12 protein-coding genes are annotated in these 13,808 nt (G+C 54.0%); 3 read left to right on the top strand and 9 right to left on the bottom strand.

Going from position 1 to position 13,808, the window contains the following annotated elements; translation table 11 throughout:
- Window positions 1-13: 13 nt before the first annotated feature.
- Window positions 14-1,921: a biosynthetic arginine decarboxylase gene (speA, locus tag B2U47_RS05440; RefSeq protein ID WP_296681720.1), complete on the bottom strand. Its 1,908-nt coding sequence runs from the start codon at window positions 1,919-1,921 to the stop codon at window positions 14-16.
- 30 nt (window positions 1,922-1,951) lie between these two features.
- Window positions 1,952-3,223, bottom strand: coding sequence for an aminotransferase class V-fold PLP-dependent enzyme (locus B2U47_RS05445; RefSeq protein WP_296681722.1), 1,272 nt, complete (start codon window positions 3,221-3,223; stop codon window positions 1,952-1,954).
- Window positions 3,224-3,283: 60 nt separating this feature from the next.
- Between B2U47_RS05445 and glnE the strand changes: the two genes are divergently transcribed.
- A complete protein-coding gene (gene glnE / locus B2U47_RS05450) occupies window positions 3,284-6,001 on the top strand; it encodes a bifunctional [glutamate--ammonia ligase]-adenylyl-L-tyrosine phosphorylase/[glutamate--ammonia-ligase] adenylyltransferase (RefSeq protein ID WP_296681723.1) in 2,718 nt (905 codons plus the stop codon).
- A gap of 81 nt (window positions 6,002-6,082) precedes the next feature.
- Window positions 6,083-6,718 carry a DUF4124 domain-containing protein gene (locus B2U47_RS05455; RefSeq protein WP_296681725.1) on the top strand — a complete coding sequence of 212 codons (636 nt, stop codon included), beginning with the start codon at window positions 6,083-6,085 and terminating at the stop codon, window positions 6,716-6,718.
- A 24-nt stretch (window positions 6,719-6,742) separates the two neighbouring features.
- On the opposite strand, the gene B2U47_RS05460 is transcribed toward B2U47_RS05455, so the two are convergent.
- Window positions 6,743-8,002, bottom strand: coding sequence for a type II restriction endonuclease (locus B2U47_RS05460; RefSeq protein ID WP_296681727.1), 1,260 nt, complete (start codon window positions 8,000-8,002; stop codon window positions 6,743-6,745).
- An 85-nt stretch (window positions 8,003-8,087) separates the two neighbouring features.
- Here B2U47_RS05460 and B2U47_RS05465 point away from each other — a divergent pair, with 85 nt between their 5' ends.
- Window positions 8,088-8,699, top strand: a complete 612-nt coding sequence (locus B2U47_RS05465) for a hypothetical protein (RefSeq protein ID WP_296681728.1) — start codon at window positions 8,088-8,090, stop codon at window positions 8,697-8,699.
- On the opposite strand, the gene B2U47_RS05470 is transcribed toward B2U47_RS05465, so the two are convergent.
- The 6 genes from B2U47_RS05470 to B2U47_RS05495 all read right to left on the bottom strand — a co-directional run bounded on the left by B2U47_RS05470 (window position 8,686) and on the right by B2U47_RS05495 (window position 13,787).
- Entirely contained in the window at window positions 8,686-9,150 is a 465-nt protein-coding gene (locus B2U47_RS05470; RefSeq protein ID WP_296681729.1) for a very short patch repair endonuclease, read from the bottom strand. The two genes, B2U47_RS05465 and B2U47_RS05470, sit on opposite strands and share 14 nt — an antisense overlap.
- Window positions 9,151-9,459 (bottom strand): hypothetical protein, encoded by a 309-nt coding sequence (locus B2U47_RS05475; RefSeq protein WP_296681730.1) that lies wholly within the window; start codon window positions 9,457-9,459, stop codon window positions 9,151-9,153. It abuts the gene before it with no gap.
- Window positions 9,422-10,756, bottom strand: a complete 1,335-nt coding sequence (gene dcm, locus B2U47_RS05480; protein WP_296681731.1) for a DNA (cytosine-5-)-methyltransferase — start codon at window positions 10,754-10,756, stop codon at window positions 9,422-9,424. The genes B2U47_RS05475 and dcm (B2U47_RS05480) overlap by 38 nt, the downstream gene beginning before the upstream one ends.
- Before the next feature lie 91 nt (window positions 10,757-10,847).
- Entirely contained in the window at window positions 10,848-12,116 is a 1,269-nt protein-coding gene (gene dcm, locus B2U47_RS05485) for a DNA (cytosine-5-)-methyltransferase (protein WP_296681732.1), read from the bottom strand.
- A 206-nt stretch (window positions 12,117-12,322) separates the two neighbouring features.
- On the bottom strand, window positions 12,323-13,024 hold the full coding sequence (locus tag B2U47_RS05490; RefSeq protein ID WP_296681734.1) for an Eco47II family restriction endonuclease: 702 nt from the start codon (window positions 13,022-13,024) through the stop codon (window positions 12,323-12,325).
- Window positions 13,025-13,106: 82 nt separating this feature from the next.
- Entirely contained in the window at window positions 13,107-13,787 is a 681-nt protein-coding gene (locus B2U47_RS05495) for a YggS family pyridoxal phosphate-dependent enzyme (protein ID WP_296681736.1), read from the bottom strand.
- Window positions 13,788-13,808 lie beyond the last annotated feature (21 nt).

A 13,808-nucleotide genomic window follows, 5' to 3' on the forward strand; every position in this document is an offset into this window, starting at 1 on the left:
TAAATACTGAGAACTAATCTTCCAGATAAGTATAACCGATCAAACCGGCTTCAATTTCACGCAGCAGCATTTTTTGCCGTTCGCTATCATCCACCGCTGCCGCCAGTTTGCGCCGACATTGTGCCAGCAAATCCTTTGGCTCGAAATGGATATAGCGCAACAATTCGTCGATCGTATCGCCGCGTTCCGGTTCGCTCAAGCGATAGCTGCCATCCGCCAGCAGTTCCACATTGATGGAATCGGTGTCGCCGAACAGGTTGTGCAAATCGCCGAGGATTTCCTGATACGCACCGAGCATGAAGATGCCCAGCAAATAGGGGATGCCCGGTTTGAGTGAATGTAACGGCAGGGTGCTTTCCAGCCGCCCGCTTTCCACGTAATGCGATACCGTGCCGTCGGAATCGCAGGTCAGGTCTTGTAGGGTGGCGCGGCGGTCAGGCGTTTCGTGCAGATGGTGTAGCGGCATGATCGGGAAAATCTGCTCGATGGCCCAGGCATCCGGCATCGACTGGAACAGCGAGAAATTGCAGAAATACTTGTCTGCCAGTTTTTCCTGTAAGCCGGTCTGGATTTCCGGGTCGAGTTCGGCAAACTGTCTGCTGCTGGTCAGCAACTTGCGGCAAATGGCGCGGTGGAATTCCTCCGCCTTCGCGCGCTGCTCCAGATTGATCGAGCCGTGGGCATACATGCCGTGGGCTTCGTCCAGCCAGTAGGCGGCGTCGTGGTAGATTTCCGACGGTGGCAGCTTGCGTGGGTTGGCGTACAGGCGGAACAGGTTGTGCAGGATGGCTGGGTCATCCTCCTGCGGCTCGTGCAAGGCAGGTTCGGTTTCCGGCTGTGGTGGGTCGGTGTCGATCACATTGGTGATCAGCACGGCATGATGCGCACTCAAACCACGCCCGGATTCGCTGATGAAATCGGGGAACGGCAGGCTGTATTCCTCGCAAATGTCCAGCACGCTGCGCACGATGGTGTTGGCGTATTCCTGCAAGCTGTAATTGATGGAACAGTCATTGCGTGAACGCGAACCGTCGTAATCCACCCCCAGCCCCCCGCCCACGTCCACCACGCGGATGTTGGCGCCCAGGCGGTGCAATTCGGCGAAATAGCGGCTGGCTTCGCGCATTCCGCGCTGGATGTCGCGGATATTGGCAATCTGTGAACCCATGTGGAAATGCAACAGTTCCAGGCAATCCAGCTTGCCGTACTGTTGCAGTTGCTCGATCAGGTGCAGGGCTTGCGCGGCGGAAAGACCAAACTTGGATTTTTCCCCGCCGGTGTTTTGCCATTTGCCCTTGCCGAGTGAATACAGGCGCACGCGGATGCCGAGCAGCGGCTCGATGCCGAGTTTTGCTGCTTCTTCCAGTGTTTCCAGCAGTTCGGAAGGTTTTTCCACCACGATGTAGATGCGGTGTCCCATTTGCTTGCCGATCAGGGCAAGACGCAGGTATTCCCGATCCTTGTAGCCGTTGCAGATGATGGTGCAACCCTGCGGGGCAGTACCCAGCACTGCCATCAGTTCCGGCTTGCTGCCTGCTTCCAGCCCGACCTGTGTGCCGCCACCCTTGAGGATTTCCTGCACCACGCTGCGCTGCTGATTGACCTTGATCGGGTAAATGGCAGTGTAACGGCTGTGTTGCCCGCAATCGGCAATTGCGTGGTTAAAGGCGGCTTGCAGACGTTGCACCCGGTCGTGCAACACGTTGGTGAAACGCACCAGTAGCGGGAAGCGCATTCCGTCCTCGTTGTGGACGCGCATGGCAAGCTGGTGCAGGTCAATCTGCTGCTGACCACCCGGCAGTTGCATCGCCACGTTACCAGCGGTGTTGATGTCGAAATAGCCATCACCCCAGTGCTGGATGTTGTACAGGCGGCGGGCGGCATCGAGGTTCCAGGTTGGATGGTTAACGGTGTTCGTCATGGTATTCCTGCTGCGTGTGGAGGCGCGGTTTCAAGGTGTGCAGGATACTAGGTATGGGGGGGCTTGAGAATGGCAATATTTTTGGTAATCCGCCACTAACGTCAGCACCTCATCAAGCTGCGCTTGTGGCGTATGAAAATGTGGCGACAAACGGATACCACCACCACGCGGCGCACAAAACACTTTGTTGGTCTGCAAATACCGGAACAGTGTCTCCACATCCTTGCCTGCCGGGCGGAAGGTAATGATCCCGGAACGGCGTTCTGCACGTACATCACTGAGAATTTCGATTCCCGCTATCGCTTGCAAGCCTGTCAGCAAATGGTCGATATGCCCGGCAAGCTGTTGCCAGACTGTTTCCATGCCTACTTCCAGCAACAAGCCAAGGCTGGTATTGAGCGCATGGATGCCCAGCATGTTGGGGCTGCCGCATTCAAAACGGCGTGCGTGTGGATAAGGCTCGCAATGTTCCACGCTGTAATCGTTCATGCCCGCTGCCATGTGCCAACCGTACTGGGTCAGGCTGAGGGTTGCCGCCAGTTCACGGCGCACGTACAGCAAACCCAGCCCTTCCGGTGCTAGCATCCATTTGTGCCCATCGGCAGTGGCGAAATCGGCGTTAATGGCTTGTACGTCGAAAGGCATTGCCCCCAGTTGCTGGATGGCATCAACACAGAACAGGATGCCGTGCTGGCGGCAAAAACTGCCTATTTTCGCCAGATCCATACGCAAGCCGTCAGCGTATTGCACCGCACTGATGCTCAGCAGACGGGTGCGGGCATCACATAAAGCCAGCAGCGCATCTTCCGGCTCACCGCTACAGGCGGTCAGGTCAAGCTGGCGGAATTCCACCCCCTTGCTTGCCAGCGACGACCAGACAAAACGGTTGGAAGGAAACTCCTGACGGATGCCGACCACATTGTCCCCTGCCCGCCAGTCCAGCCCGTAGGCGACGAAGGACAAGCCTTCCGAGGTGTTTTTCACCAGGGCAATGTCATCAGCAGCAGGTGCGTTGAACAGGTGCTGGGCTTTGTCGCGCAATTGCTGTTCCACAGCCAGCCATTGCGGGTAATGCAGCGAACCGTAGCGGGCGTTTTCGGCAGCGAAAGCGCTGACGGCATCCTGTGTTACTTGTGGCCAAGGGGCAACCGCTGCGTGGTTCAGGTGGATCAGGTGGTGGTGTACGGGGAACTGTTGGCTGAGGTCGAGCATGGGGCGTGTCCGGGGCAAGGTAACAGGTTGCCAGTCTAGCGCCTTGTGCCCTGCGTGAACCAGCCCTGTTAGCCAGTGCAGCTTGCCCATTTCCCATGCCCTAATTCGGGGCATATAATGGCTGGCAAACCATCCAAAGCGAGAATAATCATGCCAACCAACGATGCCATCCTCAGCAACAGCCCCTACCTGCAATTCCAGTTCGGGCGGCACCCGGCATGGCAAGCTGCGAATGAAACCAGCCAGCCCTATGCTGACGGCGAACTGGTGGCAAACATCGTGGCAGAAATCCTCGCCCAGTCTGATTACGACAGCGTATTGCGCAGCGCCCGCATGATCCGCAACCGTGAAATGGTGCGTATTGCCCAGCGCGACCTGACCGGTATGGCGGAACTTACCGAAACCTTGCGTACCACCTCAGACCTTGCTGATGGTCTGGTGGAAGCGGCCTACCAGTGGAGCTACGCCGAACTCAGCGCCAAACACGGCATCCCGCGCAGCCGCAGCGGTGAACAGCAGCAGATGGTGATCATCGGCATGGGCAAGCTGGGTGGGCAGGAACTCAACTTTTCCTCTGACATCGACATGATTTTCGCCTTCCCCGAGGCGGGTGCGACGGATGGCAAGCGTGATCTCGACAATCAGACTTTTTTCACCCGCGTCGGGCAACGCATGATTGCCATTCTCGGGCAAACAACCGCCGACGGCATTGTGTACCGGGTGGATATGCGCTTGCGTCCTTTCGGTGAAGTCGGTGCACTGGCACTGTCATTTGATGCGATGGAACACTACTACGAAACCCACGGGCGCGAATGGGAGCGCTACGCCCTGATCAAGGCGCGGGTGATGGCAGGCGACAAAACCAACGGTGCGGAACTGATGACGCGGTTGCGCCCGTTCGTGTTTCGTCGTTACCTCGACTACGGTTCGGTCGAACAGTTGCGCGACATGAAAGCGATGATCAACCGCGAAGCCGAACGCAGGGGCAAGTATCAGGATGTGAAACTCGGCACGGGTGGTATCCGCGAAATCGAATTCACGGCACAACTATTTCAGCTCATGCGCGGTGGGCGCATCCCCGAACTGCGTTGTCGCAGCCTGTTACCGACGCTGGATGTATTGCTGGCACAGCAACTGCTCAGTGCGGAAGAATTCGCGTTATTACGCAGCGCCTACCATTTCCTGCGTCGCACTGAAAACCGCCTGCAAATGTGGAATGACGAACAAACCCATTCCCTGCCCGTCACGCCGGAACGTCAGCTTTATCTGGCGCAATCACTGGGTTTTGCCGACTGGGAGAGTTTCTACGCGGAACTCAACCGTCATCAGATGGGGGTGGCAGACATTTTCCAGCGCATGTTCGCCCTCGATACCCATAGCAAGGGCAGCCAGCCGCTGCCGGAACACCCCGCGATTCAGGAATTGCTCAACAGCCGCCTTTACAACACCCTTACCGATACCGGGCGCAGCCGCCTCAACCGCTTGCTGCCTGCGCTGCTGGATGCCTGCAATGCGCTGGCAGATACCGAACAGGCGCTGCAACGCTGCCTGCGGATTGTGCAGAAAATTGCCCCGCGTTCCGGTTACATTGCCATGCTTGCTGATAACCCCGGTGCGCTGGAACAATTCGTGCGGCTGGTAAATGACAGCCTGTGGGTTACTACCCAGTTGACCGACCACCCCATCCTGCTCGACCAGTTGCTGGATGCTCGCCAGCTCTACACCCCGCTGGATCGCCAGCAACTCGGTGATGCCCTGCGGCTGGAACTGGAACGGGTCGACCAAGGCGATACCGAACAGGTGATGGAACGCTTGCGCCAGTTCAAGCAGGCGCAAGTGTTGCGGGTGGCGGCTGCCGACATTACGGGCGTGTTGCCGCTGATGAAGGTTTCTGACCAGTTGACCTGGATTGCCGAAGCGGTGCTGGAAGAAACCCAGCGGCATGTGTGGGACACGATGGCGCTGCAAACCGGCGTACCAACTTATCTTGCCCCCCCTCCTGCTCCCCTTGCAGGCGAAGGGCTGGTGATGGGGGGAAATGACGAAGCCATTCTGCAAGAGGCCGGTTTTGCCATCATCGGCTACGGCAAACTGGGCGGGCTGGAACTCGGCTATGGCTCGGATCTGGACATCATCTTCCTGCACGACAGCCACGGGCAGGCGCAACAAACCAACGGCAAAAAAGTGCTGGAAAATGCGGTGTTCTACGCGCGTTTTGCCCAGAAAATCATTCACACCCTGACCACCTTTACCTCGGCAGGGCGTTTATACGAAACCGACACGCGCCTGCGCCCAAGCGGTGCATCCGGCTTGCTGGTCAGCAGCCTGAATGCCTTCCGCACTTATCAGCAGGAAAAAGCCTGGGTGTGGGAACATCAGGCGTTGCTGCGGGCGCGGGTCATTACCGGCTCAGCGGCGTTACGCGCTGGTTTCGATGCCATCCGCCGCGAAGTGCTGTGCCGCCCGCGTGATACCGCCGAATTGCGCAAGGAAGTCATCACCATGCGCCAGAAAATGTGGGAAAGCCTCGGCAGCAAAAGCGAATCTGTTTTCAATCTGAAAAAAGACCCCGGCGGCATTACCGATATTGAATTCATGGTGCAGTTCCTGATCCTTGCCCATGCCCATGAACACCCGGAACTGGTGGTGTGGAGCGACAATATCCGCCAACTGGAATCCTTGCAGCAAGTGGGTATCCTCAGTGTTGAACAGGCGGATACGCTGGCAGATGCTTATCGCACCTTGCGTGACCGCATCCACGAACTTTCCTTGCAGGAACAGGATGCCAAGGTGGAAGCCAGCCAGTTTGCCCGCGAGCGCGAGTATGTGCGGCAAATGTGGGTGGAACTGGTGGAAAGCGGCAAATAGCCGCCGCTTGTCCTGCAACTTGCTGACCAGACAGCCTTTTTCAGTAGAATTGCAGGCATTGACCCAACTTCGTGAAACGGTATGCGTATTGGTGTATTTCTGTTGTTATGTGTATGCGGCTTCGCCATGTTGCCTGCCAGTGCGGAAATTTACCGCTGGGTAGATGCCGAAGGGCGAGTGATGTATGGCGATGAGCCGCCCGCCAAAAGCAAGGCCAAGCCCATTACCCTGCCAACCCTGACAGTAGCAGATGGTTTCGTGCCGCAAAAACCCGCGCAAACCGAACCAGCCAAACAGGATGACGCTGCCTACAGTGATTTCAGGATCGAATCGCCTGCCAGCGGTGAAACCATCCGTGCCAATGACGGCAACCTGACCGTCAGCATTGCCCTGAAACCGAAACTCAAGGAAGGCGACAGCGTTGCGCTGTATGTGGACAGCAAACAAACCGCTGCTGGTTCTAGCCTGAGCTTTCCGCTGAGCGAACTTGAGCGGGGGGAACACACCGTGTTCGCTGTGTTGAGCGATGCCAAGGGCAATATTATCCAGAATACCGAAACGGTTACGTTCAACCTGCAAAAAGGTTCGCAGGAAACCGGCGATAGCAAGGAACTCAGCAACACCGATACCCAGAAAAACCTGCAAGACAACATGTACGGTAGTTCTACCAAAGCGATGCCATCCACCTTTACTTTCCCCAGCTTGCCCAAGCCGTAAGGGTGCTGCTAACGTCGGTGCGGCTTAACAGTTAGCCTGAAGGCGACGAATTTCCCGGATAAAATGATCCAGCGTCATCAGCCCCCCTTGTTGTGCTGGTGTGTAAGTTGCGTGAATGGCTTGCGGGATAACCAGTTGCAACTGATGGGAACGCATTTCCTCGGTCTGGGCAAGGCTGATGGCGGGTTCAAGCGTGACCAGATGCTTGACGGAAATCCGTGCTGCTTCTGACAATACCTGCCGCCAGCGGTCTTTGCAGGTGGTTTTTGCACCAAGAATACGCAGGTTTTGTGTCGGGAAAACCGGGTTGTGGTAACTGCCGAAGTCCGGGAACAGAAAATCGGGTTTTGCGTTGTTTTCCGTCACCCTCCCTTTGCCGCGTCCTTGTTCAAAGTGCAAACCATGCAGGCGGAACAGCGTATCCAGATGCCCTTCAAACGCATGGCCTACCCGTGATTTGCGGCGGTTCTGCACGCTCAGGGAAAAAGCGATGAAAGCATCCACGTCATCGCCATGCTCGCCGAAACCTTCCCGCAGGCGTTGCTGGACAAAATAACGCTCAAAAATACGGAACAGTTTTTCTTCGCGCTCCATCCATGCCAGCAGGGTTGCATCAGCTTCTGCAACCGCATCCACCTCGTTTTCCAGTGACTGGCGGGCAAACGCAGAAAACCGGGCAGTCGCGGGGAAACCGTTGTACCCAAACGCTGCCAGCAACCTTGCCAGCCATTCATCATCATCCGGTTCTGCCCGGAACGCTTCGATCCCCAGATCTTCCAGCAACAGGCGCAGTGGTAACAACAGCCCGGATTTGCTGATGTTACCGGCATTGAAGCCTTTTTCCCTGACGTTATCAATGCCAAACAGGGCGCGAAGCTGCAATTCCAGGCTACTGTTTGCCGGGGTAAACGCCAGCAGCAGGGAGTTGTCCCGCAGTTTGGCAATCAGGAAAAAGTCACCCGGATTCAGCAGTTCAGTCACCGGGTTGGACTTGTAGTAAAGGCGGTATTCAGGGCTGCGGTGAGGCTGGTTTTCGCGGCAGTCATACCATGTCACTGCATCCTCAAACATTTCCGGGGTGTCATGTTCGTCTTTCAGGTAAACCATCCGGGCATTGAACACCCGTTTCTCCAATTTTGCGGGTTCACCCAGATACTGCTTGAAGCCGACGGATGGCAGCCCACCGATCTCATGCTGGTTGGAGCGCTTGGGGTCGGCATCCACCGCACTGAGGTACTTGGCGGCAACCCCTTCACAATAATCGCTGACTTGTTTAGCTGGCATTTGGCTTTAAACCCTGAAATTTCATATACGAACAAACGATTAACTTTTATACTCTGCTATGAAGAGGCAACAAAAAGGAAGAAGCATGGCAGGGCAATCACAGGCTGATCAAACTCTTGATCTGGTTTTTGATCAACTTGGTTTACAAGGCAGACCGCCACATGAAAAATATGCTGCCATCGAAAATATTATCTTGCAGTTACAGCAAATTAACCAAGAAACACCTATCAACATAAAAACAACAGGTAGCATCAGCGAAAAATTGTGCAAGTTTGGCATTCCATCTTCGCTGGAAGAACAGCAACGTGCATTTGGCAAAAATTGGGAATGGGTGGGGGACATGCTATTACCTGGACATCCCTATGATATTGCGGTTTCAGTAAAGAGCTTCAAAGCCAAGGAGAGGCTTCTTGCAAGCGGTACAGGCAGCTTGCTTACTCCGACTATTGGATGGGGGCTGTTTGATGATCCATCCGAATGGTCTGAAGTACGGACAAGAGCATATTTGTATCGAGGATTTATTGCCATTTATATGCCACAAAGAACTTTGGAGGTTGTTTCAAGAAATTCCATTACTGTCAAAAATATCAACGACAGAGCCTTGTTACGTAGTTTGGCGGACTTTCCATCTGATCTTGAGAATGCCATTTTTTCCGATCAGCGTCTGTCAGGAAGGCTGGATGTCAGGAAGTTGTAGATGTAGGTACTTCCATAAAACATCTTCCAGAGAGAATCCAGTCTGACAGGCAGTCAATCAACACATTAATGATGTCAGAACGTCTATAGCGGACGGAACATTCCCAAATAATTCCTACTCGCCACCCAGACTCTTCCAGTTGAGTCCTAACTTGTTTGTCTCGCAACCGGTTTCCCTCAATTTTGTTGAGCCAGAACTCCGTTCTGGTCTGTGGAACCTTGAAGTATTTGCACCCTTCATGACCGTGCCAGAAACAGCCGTGGATGAAGACAACCGCCTTGTACTTCGGGAAAACCAGATCAGGCTTGCCGGGAAGGTCTTTGGCATGAAGCCGGTAGCGGAAGCCCCGCTTGTGCAGGGCTTTACGGATCAGCATTTCGGGTTTGGTATCCTTGCCCCGGATGCCAGACATCATCCGGCTGCGGGTGGCAGGATCAACAATATCCGTCATTCAGTGCTGCCGAACCCACTCATCCTTGTCTTCATCCCATGTATATCCCTGATAGTTAAACCAAGCTGTTATGCCGATGTCATAGGTTTCTGATTCGCCAATGCTGTTGAACATGTCTTCGTAAATGGCTGAAACCTTGGCGCAGGCCGTATCATCCAGCGCCCGTTGCCCAGTTCCGGCCTCTACCTGATCTGCCGGATTATCTTCTGGGTGAATGTAGAACCCCAGCTCCAGCATGGCATCCCACCATGCCCGTACACCGGTTGCTGTTTTAGCCGTAAATTCGGGAATCATCTCTGCTGACAACATATTCTGCTTCCTTTCCAATATAGGTGAAATTGTCATCCTGATTTGTCCACATATCGGCAATCAGGGGCTTGTTGGTTTGTTGCATTATCCAGGGTTTCATGATGCGGGCAACCTCGAGGAAGACAGGCATCACCACTGAGTTGCCGAACTGCTTGTATGCCCGCGTATCCGACACCGGAATGCGGAAATCGTCCGGGTAGCCCATCAGCCGCGCACACTCTCGCGGAGTCAGGCGGCGCGGGTTTTTGCCGTTGCCCTGCCAGACCAGTATTTCCGAACCATCCTTGTAATAGCGTGCGGAAAGCGTGCGGGCTACGCTGTCGGTATATACCAGCCCGAAACCAAAACCGTTGCCTTTGGCCTTGTGCTTGTCGGCGTAGTCTTGCAGGTATTTCCACAGGTTGGGGGTTAAGGTGTACTTGTCCTGCACCTTGCGGTTGGCGTGGTCGAAATAGCGGCCTTCATCGTGTTCCAGCACGGGTTCGCTGCCATCCACACGATGCAGGATGTTGCCCATCGTGATGCGACCCTTGCCCGGCAGTTGTAGCGCATCCCAGCTAAAGCCGGTGGGTTCGCGGAATCCGACAATGACCGTGCGTTCGCGGTGCTGGGGTGTCCAGTGCTGCCCGTCAATGGTTGTCCAGTGAACCTGATAACCCAGTTCCTCGCGCAATGTATGCAGGATCACCCGAAAGGTCTGCCCCTTGTCATGCGATTGCAGGTTCTTGACGTTTTCCAGCAAGAATGCACCGGGGCGTTTAGCCTTGATGATGCGTGCCACGTCGAAAAACAGCGTTCCCTGCGTTTCGTCCTCGAAACCGTGCGCTCGTCCGAGGGCATTTTTCTTGGAAACACCCGCAATTGAAAATGGCTGGCAGGGGAAACCAGCAAGCAAAACATCATGTGCCGGAATGTCGTCAGCCGAGACAGCGGTAATATCCCCGGCGATGTGTTGCCCGTCGGCAAAATTGGCATGATAGGTACGCTGGGCATAAGCATCCCATTCACTGGTGAACACGCAGCGCCCACCATTCAGTTCAAATGCCTTGCGGATGCCGCCAATCCCGGCAAACAGGTCAATGAAGGTGAAATCTCCTTGCCCAGCCTGTTTGCCAAACGGCATCAGCATCTGTTGCAGGCCGTGCAAAACATAAGGTTTGGGTTCTGTTTCACCCTTTGCCCAGCGCCCAATCGTGCTGGGGTTCACACCCAGTTCCTTGGCTATCTCGGAATGCGTGAAATACTGTTCTGCTTCTTCAAGACACCTTAAAACAGCAGACTTCCTTGTATCGTACATGAGACTCTCCACGGGAAACTTTTTTGCATTTTATGATTATAGTTTCCCTTTGACAATCCATTATTCGTTTTTTGTTCGTTACTTGCTGATGTCAGGCAAACTTGAATGTTTGTTGCACTGGCATTCCAGCCGGTAACACTTCATTTCCGCTACACAGTCGGTTCAGAAAATCCACCACTGACAAACCCAGTTCATAGGCCATGTTGGCAGGCACAGCATTACCAATCTGTTTGTATTGCGAAGTCAATGCGCCTTTGAATTGCCAGTCATCCGGGAAGGTCTGGATACGGGCATATTCGCGCACAGTGAACGGGCGGGTTTCTTCCGGGTGGCAGCGTTCGGTCTGTTTTTGTGCGGGTGCGCAGGTCAGGGTTAGGCAGGGTTCGTCCCAATGCATCCGCCGTGCCATCCCGGTTTTGCCGCCGCCCAAATAGAAACTTTGCAGCATGTAAGCCTTTTGCACATCTTCCGGTAGGTCGCGCCAGTAGCCACCGGGCGGCACTTGTGCCATGACAGCAGCTTTTTTGGCAGGGTAGGTTTGCCCGGCTGAAACAGGCGCATCGCAGGGGAACAGTTCACCAGCTTTCAGGGCATCTTGCAGTGTGTAGATTTTCTGGTAGGGACGAGGCCAGCGGAATTGCACTTTTTCGGCAAGATCATTGCGGATGCCAACCAGCAGCAGGCGTTCACGTTTTTGTGGTACGCGGTAGAAAATAGCTTTCATCAGGTGTGGCTCAATCAGTGTGTAGCCTAATTCGTCGATGACGGAACGGATATTTTCCAGCGTTTTGCCGTCGTCATGATTGAGTAATCCGCGCACGTTTTCTGCCATGAACAGCTTGGGGTTGGTTTCCTTGACAGCGCGGGCGAACTCGAAAAACAGTGTGCCACGGGCATCTTCAAAGCCCATTTTTTTGCCTGCATAACTGAATGCCTGACAAGGAAAACCACCTGTCACCACATCAATTTGGTCATGGTATGGAGTGAAGTCCAGCTTGCCAATATCACCACATTGCACATTCCAGTGGGGGCGGTTGGCTTTTAGGGTGGCGCAGGCATCCTTGTCAATCTCGTTGAGCAGCACCGTTTCCAGCCCTGCTTTTTCCAGCCCGATAGCCAAGCCACCCGCACCTGCGAACAGTTCGATGGTTTTGTAAGTGTGGTCAGGGGTGATATGGGGGCGGTTGGAATCATCGAAGATGAAGTGCAGTTCCTCAAACTGTCGCAGTTGCTCTTTCTGGTAATAGCGATAGTTGTTCATGGGGTTGCGGGTTGGGCGCAGCTTCCCACTGTTGTCCCAGCGACGTAGCGTTTCTTTGGATACACCCAGCATATCGGCAACTTGGGCAACAGAGTACATATATAACCTTCTATAACCTTACACATGGTTACTGATTATAGGTAAGATAGGGCAAGTTTGGCTATAACACAGGTAAAAGGTGCTGGTTTACGCTGACAGAAGGATCTGCATGGTTGAGCATATCGACAAGGAAATCTGTTCGCGCACGAAGTTGCTCCCCATAGTCAGGCACAGAGGGAGTGTTGGGAGAGTGGGAAGACAACTGGTCAGCCAAATGCCTTCTGAAAGAACTTCGAGGCAAATGTCCGGTCAGTGAAGCGGTATGCCGAACAGTTTTCTATCACATCAGGCAATGCAGCAAACAACTGACCCAAGGCGTCAGGCACACCTGTTGCCAACGCATAGAATTTGTAGCCATCAATCTGGCGAATCAGTTCATTTGCAGCGCGAGGCTGTCCGGTCTGGTTGTCGGGCGGCGTGAAAGGTTTGTCATAACGGGCGGTTGATTTGGGGATAACTTCAACGTAATAACCTGTAAACCCTTTGTATTGATGGCCTTTGGTCATGACTGACCGCTCCATCAGATCGTAAACTTTGACTTTATCCGAACCTTTAACGGTGTTGTGCTTGTTTTTGATTTCGGCAATGATTTTTCTGTCAGGACAAACGACATCCACTACTCCACCCGTACCTAAATCCTCCCAGCCGGAAATATTGCCAATAATGGTTTGATGGAAAGTACCAACATGATTTTGCAGCGTTTTCTGGGCTTGCCGGTTTTTCTCACCTACCAGCCATGCTTGTTCGTCTACTTGGAACCCTGACATTTCAAACAGTACCGCGAATGGGTCAATGACATTGCGGTTGAAGCCTTTATCCGCTTTCTTGCGTGCATCAACCGCTACATCCAGCAGGTTTTTGACGGCATTGGTTAGAACTTCATCGGAAATAAAACTGAGTATGGGCATAAACGATTACCTGTATCAAATGTAATCTGAATTTATCACAAGTATGCAATATGGTCGTGAACTCCAGCAGTAAAAGTTGTACTCAATGCCGCGTCCCAAAAATCGCCGTACCAATCCTCACCAGTGTTGCCCCTTCCGCTATCGCTGCTTCCATATCATCGGTCATGCCCATTGACAGCGTATCCAGCGCAAAGCCTTGTGTAATCAGTTGTTCCTGCAATTCCCTGACCTGGGCAAACACGGCACGTTGCCGCCCAAAGTCGTGCTCCGGGGCAGGAATTGCCATCAGCCCGCGCAAGCGCAGCCCCGGCAATGCCGCCACTTGTTCTGCCAGTTCCGCCAATTCGTGTGGGGCAACGCCGGACTTGTTGTTTTCGTTGCTGATGTTGACCTGCAAACACAGGTTGATGTCGGGAGTATTGTCAGGTTTTTGTTCGCTGAGGCGCTGGGCGATTTTGAAACGGTCAACCGAATGTACCCAGCGGGCAGTAGCTGCAATCTGGCGGGTTTTGTTGGACTGGATCGGGCCGATGAAATGCCATTCGATGCCATACCCCAGCAGTTCGTGGGCTTTTTCCACCATTTCCTGCACGTAATTTTCGCCGAATAAAATCTGCCCGCCAGCCAGAGCCTGACGGATGGCACTGGCAGGATGCATCTTGCTGACAGCCAGCAGTTGCACACTGCCTGCGGGACGCTGGAAACGTTGCTCGGCAGTGCGGATACGTTCACCGATTGTCAGGAGATTTTCACGGATTGTCATGGTGTGTGCTAATTTTCCGGG

The sequence above is a fragment of the Thiothrix sp. UBA5583 genome (genome assembly GCA_002425225.1).
In the GTDB taxonomy this organism is placed as follows: Bacteria; Pseudomonadota; Gammaproteobacteria; order Thiotrichales; family Thiotrichaceae; genus Thiothrix; species Thiothrix moscowensis.